The 22,156-nt window shown below is 55.0% G+C and carries 23 protein-coding genes; 2 read left to right on the top strand and 21 right to left on the bottom strand.

Annotation, left to right across the window (positions count from 1 at the left end):
* Window positions 1-100: 100 nt before the first annotated feature.
* From ycfP to yceD, 20 genes are all read right to left on the bottom strand, one after another.
* Window positions 101-643, bottom strand: coding sequence for an alpha/beta hydrolase YcfP (ycfP, locus tag EnteroDNA1_RS00730; RefSeq protein WP_008500781.1), 543 nt, complete (start codon window positions 641-643; stop codon window positions 101-103).
* Window positions 644-677: 34 nt separating this feature from the next.
* The gene (nagZ, locus tag EnteroDNA1_RS00725) at window positions 678-1,703 is read right to left on the bottom strand and encodes a beta-N-acetylhexosaminidase (protein ID WP_069303902.1); all 1,026 of its coding nucleotides are present in this window, start codon (window positions 1,701-1,703) and stop codon (window positions 678-680) included.
* A gap of 11 nt (window positions 1,704-1,714) precedes the next feature.
* The gene (thiK, locus tag EnteroDNA1_RS00720) at window positions 1,715-2,539 is read right to left on the bottom strand and encodes a thiamine kinase (RefSeq protein ID WP_069302645.1); all 825 of its coding nucleotides are present in this window, start codon (window positions 2,537-2,539) and stop codon (window positions 1,715-1,717) included.
* A complete protein-coding gene (lpoB, locus tag EnteroDNA1_RS00715; RefSeq protein WP_103791505.1) occupies window positions 2,520-3,164 on the bottom strand; it encodes a penicillin-binding protein activator LpoB in 645 nt (214 codons plus the stop codon). The genes thiK and lpoB overlap by 20 nt, the downstream gene beginning before the upstream one ends.
* 13 nt (window positions 3,165-3,177) lie before the next feature.
* Complete coding sequence (locus tag EnteroDNA1_RS00710; protein ID WP_023311159.1) at window positions 3,178-3,552, bottom strand: YcfL family protein; 375 nt, start codon at window positions 3,550-3,552, stop codon at window positions 3,178-3,180.
* Between the two features lies 1 nt (window position 3,553).
* Entirely contained in the window at window positions 3,554-3,913 is a 360-nt protein-coding gene (gene hinT / locus EnteroDNA1_RS00705) for a purine nucleoside phosphoramidase (RefSeq protein WP_069302644.1), read from the bottom strand.
* A 247-nt stretch (window positions 3,914-4,160) separates the two neighbouring features.
* Window positions 4,161-5,594 carry a PTS glucose transporter subunit IIBC gene (ptsG, locus tag EnteroDNA1_RS00700; RefSeq protein ID WP_023311158.1) on the bottom strand — a complete coding sequence of 478 codons (1,434 nt, stop codon included), beginning with the start codon at window positions 5,592-5,594 and terminating at the stop codon, window positions 4,161-4,163.
* 296 nt (window positions 5,595-5,890) lie between these two features.
* Complete coding sequence (locus EnteroDNA1_RS00695) at window positions 5,891-6,685, bottom strand: metal-dependent hydrolase (RefSeq protein WP_029739870.1); 795 nt, start codon at window positions 6,683-6,685, stop codon at window positions 5,891-5,893.
* Between the two features lie 10 nt (window positions 6,686-6,695).
* Complete coding sequence (gene holB / locus EnteroDNA1_RS00690) at window positions 6,696-7,700, bottom strand: DNA polymerase III subunit delta' (protein WP_033145217.1); 1,005 nt, start codon at window positions 7,698-7,700, stop codon at window positions 6,696-6,698.
* Window positions 7,697-8,338, bottom strand: coding sequence for a dTMP kinase (tmk, locus tag EnteroDNA1_RS00685; protein WP_023311155.1), 642 nt, complete (start codon window positions 8,336-8,338; stop codon window positions 7,697-7,699). The genes holB and tmk overlap by 4 nt, the downstream gene beginning before the upstream one ends.
* The gene (gene yceG / locus EnteroDNA1_RS00680; RefSeq protein WP_064672281.1) at window positions 8,328-9,350 is read right to left on the bottom strand and encodes a cell division protein YceG; all 1,023 of its coding nucleotides are present in this window, start codon (window positions 9,348-9,350) and stop codon (window positions 8,328-8,330) included. The genes tmk and yceG overlap by 11 nt, the downstream gene beginning before the upstream one ends.
* A 2-nt stretch (window positions 9,351-9,352) precedes the next feature.
* Window positions 9,353-10,162 carry an aminodeoxychorismate lyase gene (gene pabC / locus EnteroDNA1_RS00675; protein WP_069302643.1) on the bottom strand — a complete coding sequence of 270 codons (810 nt, stop codon included), beginning with the start codon at window positions 10,160-10,162 and terminating at the stop codon, window positions 9,353-9,355.
* A gap of 119 nt (window positions 10,163-10,281) precedes the next feature.
* Window positions 10,282-11,523: a beta-ketoacyl-ACP synthase II gene (gene fabF / locus EnteroDNA1_RS00670; protein ID WP_024909028.1), complete on the bottom strand. Its 1,242-nt coding sequence runs from the start codon at window positions 11,521-11,523 to the stop codon at window positions 10,282-10,284.
* Between the two features lie 91 nt (window positions 11,524-11,614).
* On the bottom strand, window positions 11,615-11,851 hold the full coding sequence (gene acpP / locus EnteroDNA1_RS00665) for an acyl carrier protein (protein ID WP_003857954.1): 237 nt from the start codon (window positions 11,849-11,851) through the stop codon (window positions 11,615-11,617).
* Window positions 11,852-12,128: 277 nt separating this feature from the next.
* A complete protein-coding gene (gene fabG, locus EnteroDNA1_RS00660; RefSeq protein ID WP_008500795.1) occupies window positions 12,129-12,863 on the bottom strand; it encodes a 3-oxoacyl-ACP reductase FabG in 735 nt (244 codons plus the stop codon).
* Window positions 12,864-12,875: 12 nt separating this feature from the next.
* Entirely contained in the window at window positions 12,876-13,805 is a 930-nt protein-coding gene (gene fabD, locus EnteroDNA1_RS00655) for an ACP S-malonyltransferase (protein WP_033145214.1), read from the bottom strand.
* 15 nt (window positions 13,806-13,820) lie between these two features.
* Window positions 13,821-14,774 (bottom strand): beta-ketoacyl-ACP synthase III, encoded by a 954-nt coding sequence (locus EnteroDNA1_RS00650; protein ID WP_023311150.1) that lies wholly within the window; start codon window positions 14,772-14,774, stop codon window positions 13,821-13,823.
* A 6-nt stretch (window positions 14,775-14,780) separates the two neighbouring features.
* Complete coding sequence (gene plsX, locus EnteroDNA1_RS00645) at window positions 14,781-15,815, bottom strand: phosphate acyltransferase PlsX (protein WP_060568787.1); 1,035 nt, start codon at window positions 15,813-15,815, stop codon at window positions 14,781-14,783.
* Window positions 15,816-15,895: 80 nt separating this feature from the next.
* On the bottom strand, window positions 15,896-16,069 hold the full coding sequence (rpmF, locus tag EnteroDNA1_RS00640) for a 50S ribosomal protein L32 (protein ID WP_003857964.1): 174 nt from the start codon (window positions 16,067-16,069) through the stop codon (window positions 15,896-15,898).
* A 16-nt stretch (window positions 16,070-16,085) separates the two neighbouring features.
* Window positions 16,086-16,607, bottom strand: a complete 522-nt coding sequence (gene yceD, locus EnteroDNA1_RS00635; RefSeq protein ID WP_014883375.1) for a 23S rRNA accumulation protein YceD — start codon at window positions 16,605-16,607, stop codon at window positions 16,086-16,088.
* Window positions 16,608-16,747: 140 nt separating this feature from the next.
* Between yceD and EnteroDNA1_RS00630 the strand changes: the two genes are divergently transcribed.
* Window positions 16,748-17,332, top strand: a complete 585-nt coding sequence (locus EnteroDNA1_RS00630) for a Maf family protein (RefSeq protein WP_069302642.1) — start codon at window positions 16,748-16,750, stop codon at window positions 17,330-17,332.
* Window positions 17,333-17,464: 132 nt separating this feature from the next.
* Here EnteroDNA1_RS00630 and rluC read toward each other — a convergent pair whose 3' ends face one another.
* Window positions 17,465-18,412: a 23S rRNA pseudouridine(955/2504/2580) synthase RluC gene (gene rluC / locus EnteroDNA1_RS00625; RefSeq protein ID WP_021240761.1), complete on the bottom strand. Its 948-nt coding sequence runs from the start codon at window positions 18,410-18,412 to the stop codon at window positions 17,465-17,467.
* A gap of 572 nt (window positions 18,413-18,984) precedes the next feature.
* Here rluC and rne point away from each other — a divergent pair.
* Complete coding sequence (rne, locus tag EnteroDNA1_RS00620) at window positions 18,985-22,125, top strand: ribonuclease E (protein WP_069302641.1); 3,141 nt, start codon at window positions 18,985-18,987, stop codon at window positions 22,123-22,125.
* The last annotated feature ends 31 nt before the right edge of the window (window positions 22,126-22,156 follow it).

Here is a 22,156-nt window from a genome sequence, read left to right as displayed (position 1 = left end):
ATATGCGTCAAGTTTTGATGGCTTAAAAGTAGACAATTCTGGTCAAAAAGAAAGCCCGGCACGCTTTCGCGGCCGGGCTTTGATGCATGCGGGAAATTGATTAACCCAGCGTTTTAAACGCTTTGATACGCTGCAGATGCGGGGAGATGTTTTTGAACTTGTGGGTCTGTTCTTCGTCCCAGACGATCTCATAGTAATGATGCAGGAGCTCTGCTGCCCGATGGCTGTTGAGCGCTTCATCATTACGGGAAAGGATCACCAGGCAGCGGTCGCGGTTTTTCTCACGGAAGTTGCTCACGCACTTGGTCGCAATATCGACATACTCTTCCGGACGGTCAATTTTGCCTTCCATGTTCTCGTTCGGGAACAGGTTAGGATTGAACACCACCTGGCGAATGTCGCACAGGAAGCCAATCCGCTCCGCCCAGTAGCCGCCCAGCCCTACGCCGCAAATCAACGGGCGATCGTCGACGTTGAGCTGCAACATCTTGTCCACCTCTTTGAGCAGATGCTGCATATCATGCTTCGGATGACGCGTGCTGTAGCTGATCAACCGTACATCCGGATCGATAAACTGCAGCTGCAGCACCTTCTCATGATTACCAGGACTGTTTGAGTCAAAACCGTGTAAATAGATGATCATCGTCTTCTCACCACGCTACGCCTTCCGGGAGGGTTTACAGGCTGGCTTTATGTGCCTGCCAGCGCTCATTCAGGTCTTCAAGCCGGGCGTTGACCGTCTTCCAGCGCGCCGAATCCATCAGCTCCTGACGGCTAAATGAACCTTTATGATACAATTGTGTAACACGCTCTGCATTGATCGGCGACAGGTTATCCAGCACGCTAACGGCACCTTTACGATTATTGCAGACCAGGATCATATCGCAACCTGCATCCAGCGATGCCTGACCGCGTTCAGCGTAGCTGCCCATGATCGCGGCCCCTTCCATCGACAAATCGTCAGAGAAAATCACGCCGTTGAAGCCCAGTTCCTGACGCAGAACGGTTTTCAGCCAGTGCGGAGAACCGCTGGCAGGACGCGGGTCGACGTCGCTATAAATCACGTGCGCGGGCATAATGGCATCCAGCTTGTTATAGGTGATAAGCGACTGGAAAACTGACATATCTTTGGCGCGAATTTCCGCTTCCGGGCGCGGATCGCGCGGGGTCTCTTTGTGAGAATCCGCCGTCACCGCCCCATGACCCGGGAAGTGTTTCCCGGTGGTTTTCATGCCTGCGTCGTGCATGCCGTCGATGAACCGGGTCGCCATTGCCAGCGCAATACGCGGGTCTTCATGGTATGAGCGCTCGCCAATGGCAGCGCTGATATGCCCTACATCCAGCACCGGGGCAAAGCTGATGTCGATATCCATGGCAATCATTTCGCTGGCCATCAGCCAGCCGGCCTCCTGCGCCAGTTTTCCACCCTCTTCCGTGCCGAGCAGCGCGGCAAAAGACTGGGCTGCGGGCAGGCGGGTAAAACCGTCGCGGAAACGCTGCACGCGCCCGCCTTCCTGATCGACGGCCACCACCAGATGATTGCGCGACGCGGCGCGGATCTGACGCACCAGCTCACGCAGCTGCGCCGGATCGTGATAGTTGCGGGTAAACAGGATCAGGCCACCCACCAGCGGATGCGCCAGAATTTCACGCTCCTCCGCATCCAGCTCAAACCCTTCTACATCCAACATGACTGGACCCACATCCACCTCTCTTATCCTTTCGTTTGTAACTGACGCCAGGCATCGTCCGCCAGCGCAATAAATTGTTTGTCTCTGGACTGCCGATAGCGCATTTCAAACCAGCCAGCCATTAACATGATGACCCAGGGTCGCCAGCGCCTGACCTGACGCCTCAGCGCGTCGGGGTCAATATGCGCTACCCGGGCGTATTCCCTGATGAGCATCTGCCGCGCGGCTTCACTCTTCGTCCAGACGGCCGCCAGCTCCAGCGCCACATCGCCATCTCCGGCATACTCCCAGTCGATAAGCCTGATCCCCGCTGGCGTATGAACAATATTCCCGGCATGAACATCCATATGCAGCGGCGTGAGCCGAATCGGCTGCGGCTCGCCCGTTTTACGCAACCGCCTGAGAAGTGCCAGCCACACTGGAGTACGCCTGTCAGGCAGGGCTTGCTGCCAGTAATGTTCCAGCAGTGGGAATAACGTAATTCGCCATCCCAGACGTGGCTGCCGGTGCAGATGATACAGCACCGCCGCAAGCTCCGGCGTGTCCGGCAGCGCGCTTTTAACTTCACCTTCCAGATAGTCGACGGCCATCCAGCCCTGTCTGAAAAAACGAGGGGCAGGTACGAGATCCGCCGGAAGACGTCTCAGGGCACGAAACTGACGACGGAAATGGGAGGCAGGCGCGTCGGGGTCGTGATTTTGCCGCAAGACCAGACGTCGTTCGCCCTGTTCTATAATGCAACTCGCGCCGCCAAGCCCGGAATGGGCCTGCGGCGCGATAAGGCGGTACTGAGGAAAATAGCGCGTCAGAATCTCTTCACGCGTGCCGTCATTGTTGCGTAACCGCACCTTTACCTGACCAGATAATTTCGCCTGTCTGAACCAGCATCAGCTGCATCTGCAGGGCTGGGGTATTCACGTTACCGGTGGCGTTAGAGTACAGCACATACTGTGCGCCAACGTTACGGGCAATGCCGATCGCCTTGCTGCGGGTACCGAGGCTATCCTGCGGCGACAGGCCCAGCTGCTGTTTGGCGACGGCGAGCTGCTGAGCCGAGACCAGCGTAAACTTGCCGTTGTTAGCCAGAGCATTACGCAGGGTTTCCGTGGCTTCACCCGCGTTCAGCGAACCGTTGGTACGGTTGTTCACGCTGTCGACCAGCAATACGCTGCCCGCCGTCACGCCCTGCGCCTGCAGCATTTTGCCTACCATCGGCTGCATCGCCCCGTTCCAGTCGTAATGGCGCACGCGCGGCGTGGGCTGTGACGTCTGGTCCGGATGTTCAATCGGACCTGGCTGCGCCGGAATAGACGGTACAGACGGCACGGTTGGCTGCTGCTGCGTTGGCGGTGTCGGCTGTTCAGTACCCGGTTTAGCCTCTTCCACAGGCGCAGGCTGTTCAGTTCGGGTCACACACCCTGCAAGAAACAGAGCGAAAGCTGTCACGAGCGCATAGCGGCTCAAATTTTTAATCAAGGTTCACCCCTCAGAGATAAAGATAAAGTCTCACCTTATGCGCACCCAGATAGTTGGCGCTGCCATAGAGCGTTACCGACGACCTGGCCGGAATGGTGACGCTGCGCGGCGCCTCCAGCGGATGCATTTCAAGACCTCTTACGTCATACCAGAAAAAACGGTAGTGAACCGTCACCGGTTCATGTCTTTCATTAAAGAGCGTAGAGGAGGCAGATGAGTTGATTTCACTGATGGTCAACGCGGGCTGTTGCGCCGTGATGCCCGCGGCAAGCACAGAGGACTCCATGACCAGCGTCTGTTCATCATTCACGGGGATCGCCGGACGCGAGCTGCACCCCACAATCATCATCGCCATTACCAGCGCTGCAATACGCCCTTTCAGCATGTCAAAGACCTTTATGTGCCAGTATCGGCCCCAGAGGACGTCCACCCAGCAGATGCATGTGAATATGATAAACTTCCTGGCCACCATGGCGGTTGCAGTTCATGATCAGACGGTAACCGTCTTCTGCAATCCCTTCCTGTTCAGCGATTCTGGCAGCCACAGTCAGCATACGACCTAACGCCACTTCATGCTCGGTTTTTACGTCGTTTACAGTCGGAATCAGAATATTGGGAATGATAAGGATGTGCGTCGGGGCCTGAGGGGAAATGTCCCGGAAAGCCGTCACCAGTTCATCCTGATAGACGATATCCGACGGGATTTCGCGGCGGATAATTTTACTGAAAATCGTTTCTTCAGCCATGACCTTTTCCTTTTTTGTTTAATCTGGCGCAATGCGTCCGCTGTAAACACACTCCCGGGATCGGTGTGTGACACAATCCAAGAGTATGAGCGAGTTTCTCCTGTCCTTTCAACCTCCTCCCTCGATTTCTTTCCTGAATGTTCATCAGCTGACTGAAGAGTGACCGCTCTCGCGTCTCAGTGGCGTTTTTTAAGACACAAATAAAAAAGGCAGCCATTCGGCTGCCTTAGTCTCCCCAGGTCACAACTTAGTTGCTGCGGATGTACTCATCCATTTCGGTTTTCAGGTTATCGGATTTGGTACCGAAGATTGCCTGTACACCAGAACCTGCAACAACTACGCCCGCTGCGCCCAGTTTTTTCAGACCCGGCTGGTCTACTTTCGCCACGTCGGCAACGCTCACACGCAGACGAGTGATGCACGCGTCCAGGTTAGTGATGTTCTCTTTACCGCCAAACGCTGCGACCAGTGCCGGAGCCATTTCGCTGGTAGCGCCAGCTTTGCTGTCTTCTGTCGCATCTTCACGACCCGGAGTTTTCAGGTCCAGTGCTTTAATCAGCACGCGGAAGATGGTGTAGTAAACAACGGCATAGCACGCACCCACGATTGGGAACAGCCACAGTTTGCTGCTGTTACCGGACAGAACGATGAAGTCGATCAGACCGTGAGAGAAGGACGTACCGTCACGCATACCCAGCAGGATACAGATTGGGAACGCCAGGCCCGCCAGAATCGCGTGGATAACGTACAGGATCGGCGCAACGAACATGAAGGAGAACTCGATCGGCTCGGTGATACCGGTCAGGAACGAGGTCAGCGCTGCGGAGATCATGATACCGCCCACTTTTGCACGGTTCTCTGGCTTAGCAGAGTGCCAGATAGCAATCGCAGCTGCTGGCAGACCGTACATTTTGAACAGGAAGCCACCAGACAGTTTACCTGCAGTTGGGTCGCCCGCCATGTAACGTGGGATATCGCCGTGGAATACCTGACCTGCTGCGTTGGTGAATTCACCAATCTGCATCTGGAATGGAACGTTCCAGATGTGGTGCAGACCGAATGGCACCAGGCAACGCTCGATGAAGCCGTAGATACCAAACGCCACAACCGGGTTCTGGTAAGCAGCCCACTGAGAGAAGGTCTGGATAGCAGAGCCGATTGGTGGCCAGATGAAGGACAGGATCACGCCAGTGAAAATCGCTGCCAGACCAGAGATGATCGGAACGAAACGCTTGCCCGCGAAGAAGCCCAGATACTCAGGCAGCTTGATGCGATAGAAGCGGTTAAACATATACGCTGCAATCGCACCGGAGATGATACCGCCCAGAACACCGGTGTCCGCCAGGTGTTTCGCGGCGATCTCTTCTGCCGGTAAATGCAGAACCAGCGGCGCAACCACAGCCATGGTTTTCACCATGATGCCGTAGGCAACCACTGCAGCCAGCGCAGAAACGCCGTCGTTATTGGTGAAGCCCAGAGCCACACCGATCGCGAAGATCAGTGGCATGTTAGCAAAGACAGAACCGCCTGCTTCGGCCATCACGTGGGACACTACGGCTGGCAGCCAGCTGAAGTTAGCAGAACCGACACCCAGCAGGATACCTGCGATAGGCAGTACGGATACTGGCAGCATCAGCGATTTACCGACCTTTTGCAGGTTAGCAAATGCATTCTTAAACATAATTGAGAGTGCTCCTGAGTATTTGTGCTTTTTTTACGCTTTCACGCATTGGCCCGGGGGAGTACCGTGCCGTGGACAGGACATCTAAGCGCCCTTTATTTATTACACAGAGTAAAATAATTCCCTCTGAGTTTGTTTGACGGCTATCACGTTTCAGCTTAAGACGGTCGAAAAACTTTCAGTTATTTACAAAAAGCATGTCCAGATGTGTCTAAATACACACTCACCGCCCCAAATGAGGCGGTGAACTTTACTCGCTTTACTTATTAATTACGAGCCTAAAAAAAACAGGTGTATCAGACAGATTGCAGGCGGGCGGGGTCGATATGGAACAGCGTGGAGAAGTTTTCCGTCGTCACGCGGGCCAGCTCATCGATGCTGACGCCCTTCAGTACGGCCATGTACTCAGCCACATCTCTCGTCATAGCGGGCTGGTTCTCTTTACCGCGATGCGGTACCGGTGCCAGGTACGGAGAATCCGTCTCCACCAGAATGCGATCGAGCGGAACATAACGTGCAGCATCACGCAGCTGCTCAGCGTTACGGAACGTCACGATCCCCGAAAACGAGATATAAAACCCCAAATCAAGCAGCTTCCCCGCCGTTTCTCTGTCTTCTGTGAAACAGTGTAGTACGCCACCGCAATCCGTCACGTTTTCTTCCCGGAGGATAGCCAGGGTATCCGCACGCGCATCGCGGGTGTGGACGATAACCGGCTTATTCAGTTCCCGACCAATGCGAATATGGTTGCGGAAGGACTCCTGCTGGCGCGGTTTGGTTTCCGGCGTGTAAAAATAGTCCAGCCCGGTCTCGCCCATCGCCACAACGCCCTCTTCTGCTGCCAGTCGGCGCAGATCCTCAACGTCGTAGGCCTCGTCCTGATTCAACGGATGTACGCCGCAGGAGAACACCACGTTATCGCGAACGCCCACCAGCTCACGCATGGAGCGATAGCCCGGCAGCGTCGTCGCCACCGCAAGACAGAATTTCACATCGCGGGCAGCGGCTTTTGCCAGCACGTCATCCACGTTTTTATGCAGGGATTGATAATCCAGGCCATCAAGATGGCAGTGTGAGTCGACTAAAAACATAATGTCTCTCTCAGAGATGGGAAACTGGCGGTGTGACGCCGGGTTGCAGGTAATGTTCGATACGCAGTAACTGGTCGGTCAGTAAAAGCTCGCGATTAAGACCCGTTACGGTTAAAAGCTGTTCACGGCTCTGGCAGATGTCATGGAGCATCGCGTGAAGAACCGTCCCTGAGAGCCGGTTCGCCAGCGTATTCACCAGCGGCAACGCGTCCGGGTTAGTCAGAAGCGTTGCACCTTGCTGGATTTTGAGCGCATCCAGCAGTAGGGAGGCCAGCCAGTGCAGACGATCAACGGCCCGATCGCTGTTAAGCGCAGGCAGTAAACTTAGCCAGTCCTGACTGTTCAGTGAGACATCCAGGGCCCGGCAGAGCGTTTCTCGCTCTGACCAGACGTCAGGCTGCAGTAGTGCCAGCGCCGCCGCGGGCGCGCCGCTGCTCAGGCGCAAGGCGGACAGAGCACTCTCAGGTGACGTTGTCACCTCTCGTTCAAGCCAGCTCAGCGCCCACGATTCCTGAGGTACTGCCAGGTGATGAAGACGACAACGGCTGCGCAACGTCGCCAGCAATCGTCCCGGGTCACGGCATGAGAGGAAAAACCACGTTTTAACCGGCGGCTCTTCCAGGGTTTTAAGCAGGGCGTTAGCTGCCGCCTCGGTAAGCAAGGTGGCGTCTTTAAGCCAGACCACTTTAGCGCCGCCCAGTCGCGCGTGTTCATACAATTTTTCACTGACTTCACGCACGGCATCGATACCGAGCGCGCTTTTGCCCTTCTCAGGCTCAAGGGTGTAGTAGTCAGGATGCGTGCCTGCCTGCATCAGCTGGCAGCCACGGCATTTACCACAGCTCTTGTGCCCTTCCGGCTGCTGACACATCAGAAAACGGGTGATGGCATAAATCAACGCATCATCACCCATTCCTGGCAACGCCTGAATCAGTAACGCATGATGCCCCCGACCCGCCTGATAGCTGCCGATCAGCTGTTCAAAGTGTGGGCGCAACCATGGATACCATTTCATGCCTGCTGCTCCTGCACCCACTGCGTAATGGTGTGCTGAATGTCGCGCGTAACGTCGTCCAGAGACTGCGTCGCATCGATGGTACAAATTGAGCTGTCCTGTGCGGCCAGTTCAAGATAGCGCGCACGGGTGCGGTTAAAGAAATCAAACGACTCTTGTTCAATGCGGTCCAGTTCGCCGCGCGCGCGGGCACGTTTGAGGCCCACTTCCGGGGTCACATCCAGATAGAGCGTCAGGTCGGGGCGAAAATCACCCAGTACGGCATTACGCAGCGTTGCCAGCATTGTCTGGTCGATGCCGCGTCCTCCGCCCTGATACGCCTGAGTCGACAGATCGTGACGGTCGCCGATAACCCACTTGCCCTCGGCCAGCGCGGGTTTGATCACCGTCTCAACCAGCTGAACGCGCGCCGCGTAGAACATCAGCACTTCGGCTTTGTCAGTGATAACTTCGTCGCCGACGGATTTGATATCCAGTACCAGGCTGCGCAGCTTTTCAGCCAGCTGCGTGCCGCCCGGCTCGCGGGTAAATACCATGTCCGCCACGCCAAGCGCTTTGAGCGTATCCACTACCACGTTGCGGGCAGTGGTTTTACCCGCCCCTTCGAGTCCCTCAATGACAATGTATTTACTGCGCATTTTTTTCCTTAAGTGCCTTCAGATAGTCCTGAACAGAGCGATTATGGCTGGCAAGGTTGGTGTTAAAGGTATGTCCCCCTTTTCCATCTGCCACAAAATAGAGATACGGTGTTTTAGCCGGATGCGCGGCGGCTTTAAGCGACGCCTCGCTCGGCGTGGCAATCGGGCCCGGCGGTAAACCGCTAATCACGTAGGTATTATACGCCGTTGGCGTCTCCAGATCTTTTCTTGAGATCTTGCCCGTGTAGCTCTCGCCCATGCCGTAGATTACGGTAGGGTCGGTTTGCAGACGCATGCCGATGCGCAGACGGTTGATAAATACTGACGCTACCCGATCGCGCTCAGCAGCGACGGCCGTCTCTTTCTCGATGATCGAGGCCATGGTGACGAACTGGTTCGGATCGCTGTAAGGCAATCCTTCCATCCGCCCTTCCCAGGCGGCATCTACGGCGGCAACCATTTTTTTGTGCGCCCGCTTCAGGATAGCCACATCGGTCGTGCCTGCCGTGTACATCCAGGTGTCTGGCCAGAACCAGCCTTCCACCCATTCCGGATGTTCAAGCTTCAGCGCTTCTGCCACCGTCTGATAGCTATCGTCTTTTAACGTATGTTTGATATACGGCGCGTCACGCAGCTGTTTGAGGTAATCGCTCAGGCGCATCCCTTCCACAAACCGCAGGGGGAACTGGGCTTCTTTACCGCTTTCCAGCAGCTGCAGCATCTCTCTGACGGTCATTCCCGGCGTAAAGCGATAGGTACCGGCTTTGAAATGTGACAGCTCAGGTTCCACGCGCAATAGCCACTGGAATACGCGTGGACGATTGATAATCTTGTCGCCATAGAGCTGTTCCCCAAGCGCCTGACGGCCGGTTCCCGCTTTCAGGGTAAAGATCGTTTCCTCTTTAACCAGGATCTTGCTGTTCGCCAGCTGGCGAACTTTCCATACGCCTGCTCCGCCGGCGACGCCCAGCGCAACGATGAGGATAAGGACAACGCGCAACATTTTTTTCATGACTATCTGGTTTGCTCACATATCGGGGCTAAAAACTGAAACAGCTCGCGTGAAGACCAGCGTTGTTGGCCATACGCACGGACGGGTACAACAGGCATCAGCGCATTGCAGATGATGACTTCATCGGCGTTCTGTAGCGCTGCTTCTCCTGCGCTAACTTCGACAACGCGAAAGCCAGAGCGTGCCAGCTGTTGCAGACAAAACTGACGCATTAACCCATTTACGCCAGCGTGTTCCAGCGACGGAGTGAACACCTCTTCCCCCTGCCGCCAGAGTAAATTAGCCGCACAGCATTCCGTAATGAACCCTTCGCTGTCAAGAACCAGCGCCTCATCGGCGTCCGTCTGTTCAAGATGAGTACGAATGAGCACCTGCTCTAGGCGATTGAGATGCTTAAGCCCGGCCAGCATCGGGTTTCGTCCCAGTCGTACTGGGCTCAGCGTCAGCGTGATGCCGTCTTCTCGCCAGCGAGTGTAATGCGCGGGATAAGCAGAAACGGAGAGAATACGCGTAGGGTTGATACACGATGCGGCGCTGTAACCCCGGCCACCACTGCCGCGGCTGATGATGACTTTGAGTACGCCGCTGTCCTTCCCGGTTGCCAACTGGCACATTTCCTGGCGCAACGTGTCCCAGTGCGTAAAGGGGATCATGAGCTTTTCACAGCCATGCTGCAGGCGTCGAATGTGCGCCTCCAGCAGGCAGATATCACCTTCCAGAATGCGCGCCGTCGTAAAGCAACCATCACCGAACTGTATCGCCCTGTCGCTGGCAGGCAGCGTGTCCTGCTCAAGGCCATTGATTAAAAACATGGTGGCTCCTTATGCGTGGGCAATTAGTCTGGCAGGATGTCATGCAGCCGACAAGAAGATTAGGCTTAATAAAAAAGGCCCGGCAAGCGGACCTTTTTAAATGCTATCGGGACGTCAGATCAGATCTTTTTGAAGATCAGAGAGCCGTTGGTGCCGCCGAAGCCGAAGGAGTTACACAGAGTGTACTCCATACCGCTAACCTGACGCGCTTCGTGAGGAACGAAATCCAGATCGCAACCTTCATCCGGGTTATCCAGGTTGATGGTTGGCGGAACAGCCTGATCGCGCAGCGCAAGGATGGAGTAGATTGACTCTACCGCACCCGCCGCACCCAACAGGTGACCAGTCATGGACTTGGTGGAGCTCACCATTACGCGGCTGGCAGATTCGCCGAAGATAGACTTAACCGCCTGAGCTTCAGCTTTATCGCCTGCAGGTGTAGAAGTACCGTGCGCGTTCACGTAGCCAATTTGTGCTGGGGTAATACCCGCATCACGAATCGCATTTTCCATCGCCAGCGCAGCACCCGCGCCGTTCTCAGGAGGAGACGTCATGTGGTAAGCATCGCTGCTCATGCCGAAACCAACGATTTCAGCATAAATTTTCGCGCCGCGTTTTTTCGCGTGCTCGTACTCTTCCAGTACGATCATGCCCGCCCCGTCGCCCAGCACGAAGCCGTCACGGTCTTTATCCCACGGACGGCTCGCCGCCTGCGGGTTATCATTGCGGGTAGACAGCGCACGCGCCGCACCAAAACCGCCGACACCCAGTGGGGTACTGGCTTTTTCAGCACCGCCCGCAACCATAGCATCTGCATCGCCGTACGCAATAATGCGCGCGGCCTGGCCGATGTTATGTACGCCAGACGTACAGGCAGTCGCGATTGAAATGCTTGGCCCACGCAGGCCGAACATGATGGTCAGGTGACCCGCCACCATGTTAACAATCGTGGACGGAACGAAGAACGGGCTGATCTTACGCGGGCCACCATTCATCAGAGATGTATGGTTTTCCTCGATCAGGCCAAGACCGCCAATCCCGGAGCCGATAGCGGCGCCAATACGGGTTGCGTTCTCTTCCGTAATCACAAGGCCAGAATCCTGCATGGCCTGAACGCCAGCGACAATTCCATATTGAATGAAGGCATCCATCTTGCGCTGTTCTTTGCGCGAGATGATCTCTTCACAGTTAAAATCCTTTACTAAGCCAGCAAATTTCGTTGCATAGGCGCTAGTATCGAAATGGTCGATTAGGCTGATGCCGCTCTGACCGGCAAGGAGAGCTTTCCAGGTGGACTCTACGGTATTGCCGACAGGAGACAACATGCCAAGTCCGGTCACAACTACACGACGCTTAGACACGTTTGTCCTCCAGGGAGGGATAAAAAAAGAGATTCGTGGGACTAAAAAAGATAAAACTCAGGCGGTCGAATGACCGCCTGGAGATGTTCACTTACGCCTGGTGACCGTTGATGTAATCAATGGCAGCCTGAACGGTGGTGATCTTCTCAGCTTCTTCGTCCGGAATCTCAGTATCAAACTCTTCTTCCAGAGCCATTACCAGCTCAACGGTGTCAAGAGAATCTGCGCCCAGGTCTTCAACGAAGGAAGCGGAGTTCACAACTTCTTCCTGCTTAACGCCCAGCTGTTCGCCGATAATTTTCTTAACGCGTTCTTCGATAGTGCTCATACTCTTAAATTTCCTATCAAAACTCGCTTTCGCGATGGTTTTCGTAGTGTATAAAATGTTGAAAAATTTGCAACTAAATCCCGGCAGTTCGTACCACGATTTTACGTTATTTTGAGGCCATTTGCCCTAATAACGCAAATATTTTTCTACACGTCATCATCCAGGCTGCCTCTGCGTTGGCTGCGCCCTCTAATCCCGGTCACATAGTAATCTATGCTCCCAGGCTTCTCGGTCTTGCCGCCTTGATCCAACCAGAATGATTTAGTGTATCTCGTGGTTAAACCATATACATCCCGCCGTTGACGTGGAGGGTCTCACCAGTGATGTAACCCGCTTCGTCAGAGGCTAAAAATGCAACCGCACTGGCGATTTCTTTAGGGTCGCCAAGACGACCCGCCGGAACTGCCGCCAGCGTACCCGCACGCTGCTCATCAGTCAGCGCACGCGTCATGTCCGTTTCAATAAAGCCCGGAGCAACAACGTTTACCGTAATACCGCGGGACGCGACTTCACGCGCCAGCGACTTACTGAAACCAATCAGACCTGCTTTCGCCGCAGCGTAGTTAGCCTGACCAGCATTTCCCATGGTACCAACCACAGAACCGACAGTGATAATACGTCCATGACGCTTTTTCATCATAGCGCGCATTACCGCTTTTGACAGACGGAATACAGATGACAGGTTGGTTTCGATGATATCGTTCCACTCGTCGTCTTTCATTCGCATTAACAGGTTATCGCGAGTGATCCCGGCATTGTTTACCAGAATATCCACTTCACCAAACTCTGCGCGAATATTTTCCAGAACAGATTCGATAGATGCAGGTTCGGTCACATTCAGTACCAGACCTTTACCGTTTGCACCCAGATACTCGCTGATGGCCTGAGCGCCATTCTCGCTGGTTGCTGTACCAATCACTTTCGCGCCGCGCGCAACCAGTGTTTCAGCAATTGCACGCCCGATACCGCGGCTTGCGCCAGTGACCAGGGCGATTTTTCCTTCAAAACTCATGGTATTCCTCTTTTATTGCGAGAGTGCCGCTGACATCGCTTCCGGCTCGTTAATCGCCGAGGCTGTCAGGGTGTCAACAATACGTTTTGTCAGACCGGTGAGGACTTTACCTGGGCCGACTTCATACAGGTGCTCAACGCCCTGAGCGGCCATAAACTCAACGGTTTTAGTCCACTGTACCGGGCTGTAGAGCTGGCGAACCAGCGCGTCACGGATCGCTTCCGGCGTGGTTTCGCATTTCACATCGACGTTGTTCACAACGGAAATCGTCGGTGCGTTAAACGTAATTTTTTCCAGCTCAACCGCCAGTTTTTCGGCAGCAGGCTTCATCAGCGCACAGTGAGACGGCACGCTGACCGGCAGCGGCAGCGCACGCTTAGCACCCGCTGCTTTACAGGCCGCACCCGCACGTTCAACCGCTTCTTTATGACCGGCAATAACCACCTGGCCCGGCGAGTTGAAGTTTACCGGAGAGACAACCTGGCCTTCAGCAGATTCTTCACACGCTTTTGCAATTGCAGCATCATCCAGACCGATGATGGCAGACATGCCGCCCGTGCCTTCCGGCACCGCTTCCTGCATGAATTTACCGCGCAGTTCAACCAGACGTACCGCGTCAGCAAACGCGATCACGCCGGCACACACCAGCGCAGAGTATTCACCCAGGCTGTGACCCGCGAGCAGCGCTGGCGCTTTACCGCCCTGCTGCTGCCAGACACGCCACAGCGCAACGGACGCGGTCAGCAGCGCTGGCTGGGTCTGCCAGGTTTTGTTCAGTTCTTCGGCCGGCCCCTGCTGGGTCAGCGCCCATAAATCATAACCCAGTGCATCAGAAGCTTCACGGAAAGTCTCTTCAATTACCGGATAGCGTGCTGCCATTTCAGACAACATCCCAACGGTTTGAGAGCCCTGGCCCGGGAACACAAAAGCAAATTGCGTCATTTTTTATTCCTTATACTAGAAACGAACCAGCGCGGAACCCCAGGTGAACCCGCCACCGAAGGCTTCAAGCAAGACCAGCTGGCCCCGTTTGATTCGTCCATCGCGTACCGCTTCATCAAATGCGCACGGTACCGACGCCGCAGAGGTGTTGCCGTGACGATCCAGCGTCACCACAACGTTATCCATCGACATGCCCAGCTTTTTCGCGGTCGCGCTGATGATACGCAGGTTCGCCTGATGCGGCACCAGCCAGTCGAGTGCGGTACGCTCAAGGTTATTCGCTTCCAGCGTTTCATCAACGATGTGTGCAAGCTCGGTTACCGCCACCTTGAACACCTCGTTCCCTGCCATGGTCAGGTAAATCGAGTTGTCCGGATTAACGCGATCGGCGTTAGGCAGGGTCAACAGTTCGCCATAGCTGCCATCAGCATGCAGATGCGTAGAGATGATACCTGGCTCTTCGGACTGCCCCAGCAGCACCGCACCCGCACCATCACCAAAAATAATGATCGTTCCACGATCGGTTGGATCGCAGGTACGCGCCAGCACGTCAGCACCGATCACCAGCGCGTATTTAACGGCACCGGATTTCACGTACTGATCGGCGACGCTCAGCGCATAGGTGAAGCCTGCGCACGCGGCAGCGACGTCAAACGCCGGACAGCCTTTAATGCCGAGCATGTTCTGCACCTGGCATGCCGCGCTTGGGAAAGCATGCGTGGCAGACGTCGTGGCGACCACGATCAAACCAATCTGTTCTTTATCAATGCCCGCCATTTCGATAGCACGCTGTGCGGCTTCGTAACCCATGGTCGACACGGTTTCGTCTGGCGCGGCAATACGACGTTCACGGATACCTGTGCGCGTGACAATCCACTCGTCAGACGTATCTACCATTTTTTCCAGATCGGCGTTGGTACGCACTTGTTTTGGCAGGTAGCTGCCGGTACCTAAAATCTTCGTATACATGTACGCTCAGTCACTTTTAGCTAATACAGATTCCAGGCGAGCGGCAATCCGCTGAGGGACTTGTCGCTGCACCGCCTGCACTGCCTGTTCAATCGCGACAGCAAATGCTCGCTGATTGGCGGCGCCATGACTCTTAATCACGATGCCGCGCAATCCTAACAGACAGGCGCCATTATACTGGTCGGGGTTGAGGTGACTGAATCGCCGCGTCAGGCTCTTTTGTAACCAACGCTTCAATAAAATCAGCCACCAGGCGCTTTTTTTGCCTTCTCCCTGAGATTTCAGCAGAGAAAGAAACATGCGTACGACCCCTTCCATGGTCTTCAACGTGACGTTTCCGGTGAAGCCATCGCACACCAGAACATCCGTTTTACCCGTCAACAACTCATTGGCTTCGAGATAACCAATATAGTTGATGGAGGGAACCTGTTTGAGCAATTCAGCCGCTTCGCGAATGCTGTCCAGGCCTTTGGTCTCTTCTTCACCAATGTTCAGTAATGCAACACGGGGAGTGTTGATCCCGACAACTTCTTCTGCCAGCACCGATCCCATCACGGCAAACTGAGCCAGCATAGTACTATCACAGTCGACGTTAGCGCCCAAATCGAGCACTACCGTCTTGCCCTTCTGCTGATGCGGTAACACCGTTACCAGCGCCGGACGCTCAATACCTTCAATAGGTTTGAGCAGCAATTTCGAGAGGCCCATCAGCGCGCCGGTATTTCCCGCGCTGACGCAAGCCTGGGCTCGCCCTTCTTTCACCAGTTCCAGCGCTATCCGCATAGAGCTGCCACGACTATTGCGAATGGCCTGCGAGGGTCGGGCATCACTGGCAATAACTGACTGCGCAGGAATAATCTGCAGACGCGAACGTTGTTCAAAGTCAGCTTTTGCGAGTAATGGCGTGATTGCGTCGGGATTGCCGACTAAAAGAAGTGTGAGTTGCGAATTAGAATTCAGTGCCTGCAATGCTGCAGGCACTGTCACGGAAGGGCCAAAATCTCCCCCCATGACATCTAACGCCAGGGTTAGACGTGTCAAGGTATCGTCGCAGCCTGGTTCGGTAAATTCCCCGTTTGCACGGGGAAATCCTCACTAAGCCTAATCACGCTTGCGCGTGATTACTTAGTGATAACCTTGCGGCCGCGGTAGAAACCGTCAGCGGTGATGTGGTGACGCAGGTGTTTCTCACCAGAAGTCTTGTCTACAGACAGGCTGGTAACTGCAGTCAGCGCGTCATGGGAACGACGCATGCCACGTTTGGAACGGGTTGGTTTATTCTGTTGTACGGCCATGGACCTTACTCCTCAATTACTTACGCTTTAAGCTGGCTAATACGGCAAATGGGTTTGGTTTTTGCGCTTCATCAGGCAGTTCCCCAAAGACCATGTCCGCCTCGGACACTTCACAGTGTTCAGAATCATGCACCGGAACCACTGGCAAGGTGAGGATGATTTCATCTTCAACCAGAGCCAGAAGATCGATTTCACCGAATTCGTTAACCTCAATCGGCTCATACGCTTCCGGGAGTGCTTCAGCCTGTTCGTCAGAACGAACCGGACTGAAACAATACGTTGTGTGAACATGCTGTACAAACGGTTTCCCGCAACGCTGACACTCGAGCGTTACCGTCACCTTTGCATCACCGGTTAAAACGGCGAGACGCTGGTTGTCGATAGCGAACGACATGGAGCATTCTACATCACTGTCCACACTGACTACGGATTCGGCAATACGCTCAGCCTGATCGGAAGTATAGATACCTTCGTAATCGAGGCGTTTTTGAGCCGTACGAACCGGATCAAGAGTCAGGGGTAATTTTACCTTTTGCATAGGGCGCGCATATTAACTTTGTAACGTCATAGAGTCAAAGAAAAAGGCAACCAGAGCTGCCTTTTGCCAATTATTCGCACACATTGCGGCCTGTAGTTTAAAATGGCTGGCATCGATACGCTATATCTGGTGATAAAAATATGCCAAATCTCGTCCTTGCTTCCACGTCTCCCTACCGCCGAATGCTGCTGGAAAAGCTCGGGATCCCGTTTGAATGCGCCGCGCCAGAGGTTGATGAGACGCCACAGTCGGGCGAATCACCGCGTCATCTGGTGATGCGTCTTGCTAAGGAGAAAGCGCAGTCGCTGGCCGCACGTTACCCCGCACATTTGATTATAGGCTCAGACCAGGTTTGCGTGCTGGACGGCGAAATCACCGGCAAGCCACATACGGAGGAGAACGCCTGTCAGCAGCTTCTGCGGGCGCGAGGCACTATCGTGACCTTTTATACCGGCCTGGCACTCTATAACTCCGCCACCGGTCATCTGCAAACCGAATGCGAGCCGTTCGACGTACACTTCCGCCATCTCAGCGAGCAAGAGATTGTGGATTATGTGCGCCGGGAACGTCCGCTGAACTGTGCGGGAAGCTTTAAAAGTGAAGGACTGGGGATTGCGCTGTTCGACAAGCTGGACGGTCGCGATCCCAACACGCTGGTGGGGTTACCGCTGATTTCCCTGTGTCAGATGTTAAGGCGAGAAGAGTGTAATCCGCTGACCATGTGACTTTTGCCCAGCGGCGCTTCGCTTGCATGGGCCTACTAAACTGCGGCCTGATGCCCTCACCCCGGCCTTCTCCCACAGGGAGAGGGAGCAAACATTAAAAACGACAACATTCGTTGCCGTTTTACGTTTACCTTAGCCGCGCAGAACCTTAAGACAGCGTTTCAGCTGCTCATCCAGCGGCGCTTCAATACGGATGACTTCCCCCGTATTAGGATGGGTAAACTTCAGCGCTGCCGCATGCAGGAACAGACGCGACAGCCCCGTCCCCGCCAGCTGCTTATCAAACTCGCGGTCGCCATAGCGGTCATCAAAGGCAATTGGATGCCCTGCAAACTGCGTATGCACGCGGATCTGGTGGGTACGACCGGTCACCGGACTGCAGCGCACCAGCGTGGCAAACTCATAGCGCTCTTCAACCTTAAAGCGTGTCTCAGACGGTTTCCCTTCCTGGCTTACGCGGACAATACGTTCGCCGCTTTGCAGAATGTTCTTCAGCAGCGGCGCCTGCACCACTTTTACATGGGACTGCCACTGACCGCGCACCAGCGCCAGGTAGTCTTTCTGCATCCCTTTCTCACGCAGCTGTTCATGCAGAGAACGCAGCGCAGAACGCTTTTTCGCCACCAGCAGTACGCCAGAGGTGTCACGGTCAAGACGGTGCACCAGTTCAAGGAAACGCGCTTCCGGGCGCAGGGCACGCAGCCCTTCAATCACGCCGAAGCTCAGACCGCTGCCGCCATGAACAGCCGTTCCTGACGGTTTATTGAGCACCAGAATGTGGTCATCTTCGTAAAGGATCACATCGCTCAGGGCCGCCACTTTCTGTAGCTTCGGTGAAACGGTCTCTTCTTCACGTTCCGCAACGCGCACCGGCGGAATACGTACTTCATCGCCCGCCTCGAGTTTGTACTCGGGCTTCACGCGTTTTTTGTTCACCCGTACCTCGCCCTTGCGCAGGATGCGGTAAATCATGCTCTTTGGTACACCTTTCAACTGGGTGCGCAAAAAGTTATCGATACGTTGCCCCGCTTCATCTTCGGCGATGGCAACCATTTTTACGGCTGGAGTCTCTGTTTTCATGGTTGGCGATTCTAAATATCGTCAGCCATTAGCGCCACTCATTTTTCTATGCTTATATTTACTTTTATTCGGCCAGCTCCCCTTTTCGCGCAACCGATTTGGTGGTTATTAAACCAATCGCCATTCTGAAGTGAAGAAACTGTGAGTAACCGGGTGATAATTGGTAAAAGTCATCTTGCTATAACCCGGCGAGCAGTGGAATAATGAGGCTGTTTTCCGTGTTAAATCCTGGTTAAGTAAGGATGTTGACGGAATGACCAATTTTGTCTGACCGATCATCCACGCAGCAATGGCGTAAGACGTATTGATCTTTCAGGCAGTTAGCGGGCTGCGGGTTGCAGTACTTCCCGGTATAAGGATTGTTCTCTGGAGAGTTCTACCCAGGCAATTCCCCTGATAATTGCGCTGTGTTTCCGTATGAAACACAGGCAACCGACACTCTGCGCCTCTTAAGCGAGCGACAACCGTGAGGTTGGCGACGTGAACAGACACGAGGCCATCGGTTCATACCCCGGAAAGCGTCACCTTGCCCGCAGCTTTGTCGTCAATGTAAGAATAACGAGTAAGTTACGATGAAAAGAATGTTAATCAACGCAACTCAGCAAGAAGAGTTGCGTGTCGCCCTTGTGGATGGGCAGCGCCTGTACGATCTGGATATCGAAAGTCCTGGACACGAACAGAAAAAAGCGAACATTTACAAAGGTAAAATCACCCGCATTGAACCAAGCCTTGAAGCTGCATTTGTCGATTACGGTGCTGAGCGTCATGGTTTCCTCCCTCTGAAAGAAATCGCCCGCGAATATTTCCCCGCAAACTACAACGCCCATGGCCGCCCAAACATCAAAGATGTTCTGCGTGAAGGTCAGGAAGTTATCGTTCAGATTGATAAAGAAGAGCGTGGCAACAAAGGTGCCGCACTGACCACCTTTATCAGCCTGGCAGGGAGCTATCTGGTGCTGATGCCTAACAACCCGCGTGCGGGTGGCATCTCTCGCCGTATCGAAGGTGATGACCGTACCGAGCTAAAAGAAGCGCTGGCAAGCCTCGAACTGCCTGATGGCATGGGGCTTATCGTGCGTACCGCAGGCGTTGGCAAATCAGCCGAAGCGCTGCAATGGGACCTGAGCTTCCGTCTGAAGCACTGGGAAGCCATTCAGAAAGCAGCCGAAAGCCGCCCTGCTCCGTTCCTGATCCATCAGGAAAGCAACGTTATCGTGCGTGCCTTCCGTGATTACCTGCGTCAGGACATCGGTGAGATTCTGATCGATAACCCGAAAGTGCTTGAGCTGGCGCGCCAGCACATCGCCGCGCTGGGTCGTCCGGATTTCACAAGCAAAATTAAACTGTACACCGGTGAAATCCCGCTGTTCAGCCACTATCAGATCGAATCCCAGATTGAGTCCGCCTTCCAGCGTGAAGTGCGTCTGCCATCCGGCGGTTCTATCGTTATCGATACCACTGAAGCGCTGACCGCTATCGACATCAACTCCGCGCGTGCAACGCGCGGTGGCGATATCGAAGAGACCGCCTACAACACTAACCTCGAAGCCGCTGATGAAATCGCCCGCCAGCTCCGCCTGCGCGACCTGGGTGGTCTGATTGTTATCGACTTCATCGACATGACCCCGGTACGCCACCAGCGTGCGGTTGAAAACCGTCTGCGCGAAGCGGTGCGTCAGGACAGGGCGCGTATCCAGATTAGCCATATCTCACGCTTTGGCCTGCTGGAGATGTCCCGTCAGCGTCTGAGCCCGTCTCTCGGCGAGTCCAGCCATCACGTTTGTCCGCGCTGCTCCGGCACCGGTACCGTGCGTGATAACGAATCTCTGTCCCTCTCCATTCTGCGTCTGATTGAAGAAGAAGCGCTGAAAGAGAACACCAAAGAGGTTCACGCTATTGTGCCGGTGCCCGTTGCCTCTTACCTGCTTAACGAAAAACGTGCAGCGGTAAGTGCGATTGAAGCGCGTCAGGGTGGCGTTCGCTGCATCATCGTGCCAAACGATCAGATGCAGACCCCACACTATCACGTGCTGCGCGTGCGTAAGGGCGAAGAGACGACCACCCTCAGCTACCTGCTGCCGAAGCTGCATGAAGAAGAGATGTCCCTGCCTTCCGATGAAGAGCCAGCCGAGCGCAAACTGCCAGAGCAGCCTGCATTAGCGACCTTCATCATGCCTGAAGCACCACCGGAAGCAGCCCTGGAAAAACCTGCGGCCAAACCTGCAGCGCAGAAACCAGAAGCCGCGGTAGCGAAAGCTCAGCCGGCGCAACCGGGTCTGCTGAGCCGCTTCTTTGGCGCGCTGAAGAAGATGTTTGCTGAAGAAGTTCAGCCAGAGCAGCCGAAAGAAGAGCCAAAAGCAGCCAAGCCAGAGCGTCAGCAGGATCGCCGTAAGCGTCAGAACAACCGCCGCGATCGTAACGACCGCAGCGATCGCAATGACCGCAGCGAGCGTCGTGACAACCGTGACAACCGTGACAACCGCTCTGAGAATGGCGAAGGCCGTGAGCAACGCGAAGACAACCGCCGCAACCGTCGCGAGAAACAACAGCCGAATGTTGAAGATCGTGAAATTCGCCAGCAGGCGGGCGATGAGTCTGAGAAGAGCAAACAGCGTGACGACCAGCAGCCGCGCCGTGAACGCAGCCGTCGCCGTAACGACGAGAAGCGTCAGGCACAGCAGGAAGTCAAAAACCTGAACCGCGAAGAGCCTGTTGAACAGCAGGACGGCGAGCAGGAAGAACGTACTCAGGTTATGCCGCGTCGTAAGCAGCGCCAGCTTTCTCAGAAAGTTCGCTTCGCCTCTGAAGCAACCGAAGAGTCAGGCGCTATCGCGGTTGAAACCAGCGAGATCGCAACCGGTACACAAGTGGCAAAAGTTGACCTGCCAGCGGTCGTTGAAAACAACGTTGAGCAGGATGATAACGGTGAAAACCGTGATAACGCCGGTATGCCGCGCCGTTCACGTCGTTCTCCACGTCATCTGCGCGTCAGCGGCCAGCGCCGTCGTCGCTATCGTGACGAGCGTTACCCGACTCAGTCGCCAATGCCGCTGACTATTGCCTGTGCTTCGCCAGAAATGGCCTCCGGCAAAGTCTGGATCCGCTACCCGGTTGCTCGCCCGGAGCAGGTTGTTGAAGAACAGCCTGTAACCGAAGAGGTGATTGCACCAGCAGCCGCGGTAGAAGCTGTCGTGACTGAAGCGGCAACCGTGGTTGAACCTGAGGTTGTTGAACCTGAGGTTGTTGAAGCTGAAGCACCTCACGCAGTGGAAGTTGAAACCACCCATCCAGAAGTGATTGCCGCGCCGGTTGATGCCGCACCGCAGCTTATCGCCGAAGAAGATGCCGTGGTGGCTGAGGAAGTCGCTGAAGAGGCTGAACCTGTAGCCGCAGTGGAAGACACCGCAGAAACCCTCGTTGAAACCACCACTGAAGAAGTCGTTCAGGACGTTGAGATTCAGGTTGAACCGGTTGTCGAAGAAGCGAAAGCGCCTGAGGTAAAACCTGAGCCGGTTGTTTCTGCACCAGCCGCAGCCCACGTGGCGACAGCACCAATGACGCGCGCCCCGGCACCGGATTACGTGCCTGAAGCCCCGCGTCACAGTGACTGGGTACGCCCGGCCTTCAGCTTCGACGGTAAAGGCGCTGCAGGCGGCCACAGTGCAACGCATCAGGCGACTGCACCGGCGACGCGTCCGCAGTCTGTCGAATAACGACGCTGAAAGTAAAAAGCCGACCTTCGGG

Origin of the sequence: Enterobacter sp. HK169 (assembly GCF_001719105.1) — a bacterium.
GTDB classification, from domain to species: Bacteria; Pseudomonadota; Gammaproteobacteria; order Enterobacterales; family Enterobacteriaceae; genus Enterobacter; species Enterobacter asburiae_B.
This window is presented reverse-complemented; position numbering and strand designations above follow the sequence as displayed.

What these genes read in the sequence shown, in the direction of transcription:
- ycfP (WP_008500781.1), bottom strand. Translation starts at nt 643, where the DNA reads ATGATCATCTATTTACACGGTTTTGACTCAAACAGTCCTGGTAATCAT.
- EnteroDNA1_RS00710 (WP_023311159.1), bottom strand. Translation starts at nt 3,552, where the DNA reads ATGCTGAAAGGGCGTATTGCAGCGCTGGTAATGGCGATGATGATTGTG.
- hinT (WP_069302644.1), bottom strand. Translation starts at nt 3,913, where the DNA reads ATGGCTGAAGAAACGATTTTCAGTAAAATTATCCGCCGCGAAATCCCG.
- ptsG (WP_023311158.1), bottom strand. Translation starts at nt 5,594, where the DNA reads ATGTTTAAGAATGCATTTGCTAACCTGCAAAAGGTCGGTAAATCGCTG.
- EnteroDNA1_RS00695 (WP_029739870.1), bottom strand. Translation starts at nt 6,685, where the DNA reads ATGTTTTTAGTCGACTCACACTGCCATCTTGATGGCCTGGATTATCAA.
- holB (WP_033145217.1), bottom strand. Translation starts at nt 7,700, where the DNA reads ATGAAATGGTATCCATGGTTGCGCCCACACTTTGAACAGCTGATCGGC.
- tmk (WP_023311155.1), bottom strand. Translation starts at nt 8,338, where the DNA reads ATGCGCAGTAAATACATTGTCATTGAGGGACTCGAAGGGGCGGGTAAA.
- yceG (WP_064672281.1), bottom strand. Translation starts at nt 9,350, where the DNA reads ATGAAAAAAATGTTGCGCGTTGTCCTTATCCTCATCGTTGCGCTGGGC.
- pabC (WP_069302643.1), bottom strand. Translation starts at nt 10,162, where the DNA reads ATGTTTTTAATCAATGGCCTTGAGCAGGACACGCTGCCTGCCAGCGAC.
- acpP (WP_003857954.1), bottom strand. Translation starts at nt 11,851, where the DNA reads ATGAGCACTATCGAAGAACGCGTTAAGAAAATTATCGGCGAACAGCTG.
- fabG (WP_008500795.1), bottom strand. Translation starts at nt 12,863, where the DNA reads ATGAGTTTTGAAGGAAAAATCGCCCTGGTCACTGGCGCAAGCCGCGGT.
- fabD (WP_033145214.1), bottom strand. Translation starts at nt 13,805, where the DNA reads ATGACGCAATTTGCTTTTGTGTTCCCGGGCCAGGGCTCTCAAACCGTT.
- EnteroDNA1_RS00650 (WP_023311150.1), bottom strand. Translation starts at nt 14,774, where the DNA reads ATGTATACGAAGATTTTAGGTACCGGCAGCTACCTGCCAAAACAAGTG.
- rpmF (WP_003857964.1), bottom strand. Translation starts at nt 16,069, where the DNA reads ATGGCCGTACAACAGAATAAACCAACCCGTTCCAAACGTGGCATGCGT.
- yceD (WP_014883375.1), bottom strand. Translation starts at nt 16,607, where the DNA reads ATGCAAAAGGTAAAATTACCCCTGACTCTTGATCCGGTTCGTACGGCT.
- EnteroDNA1_RS00630 (WP_069302642.1), top strand. Translation starts at nt 16,748, where the DNA reads ATGCCAAATCTCGTCCTTGCTTCCACGTCTCCCTACCGCCGAATGCTG.
- rluC (WP_021240761.1), bottom strand. Translation starts at nt 18,412, where the DNA reads ATGAAAACAGAGACTCCAGCCGTAAAAATGGTTGCCATCGCCGAAGAT.
- rne (WP_069302641.1), top strand. Translation starts at nt 18,985, where the DNA reads ATGAAAAGAATGTTAATCAACGCAACTCAGCAAGAAGAGTTGCGTGTC.